This is a genomic window from Paraburkholderia sp. SIMBA_027 (genome assembly GCF_046535315.1).
Taxonomy (GTDB): Bacteria; Pseudomonadota; Gammaproteobacteria; order Burkholderiales; family Burkholderiaceae; genus Paraburkholderia; species Paraburkholderia tropica.
In genome coordinates this window covers 1-231 of the sequence record NZ_JAWRWY010001720.1, presented here as the reverse complement: position 1 = coordinate 231, position 231 = coordinate 1, and the positions used below count along the sequence as shown (strand labels likewise).

At 57.1% G+C, this 231-nt stretch carries 1 protein-coding gene; it reads left to right on the top strand.

Going from position 1 to position 231, the window contains the following annotated elements; translation table 11 throughout:
- The coding region (locus tag SB764_RS45050) for a molybdopterin dinucleotide binding domain-containing protein (protein WP_410867441.1) at positions 1 to 231 on the top strand (231 nt) is incomplete at both ends.

The window sequence follows — 231 nt, the reverse complement described above, 5'->3', positions numbered from 1 at the left end:
GAAGACAGTCGCGGACCAGAAGGGGAAATACCGCTTCTGGATTAACAACGGCCGCACCAACGAAGTGTGGCAAACGGTGTACCACGACCAGTACAACGAATTCGTCCGTTCCCGGGACCCGATGGCCTACATCGAAATCAACCCAGCCGACGCGCAGGAGCTCGGAATAGGTGCCGGCGATATCGTTGAGGTCTACAACGATTTCGGGTCGACGTACGCGATGGCGTATCC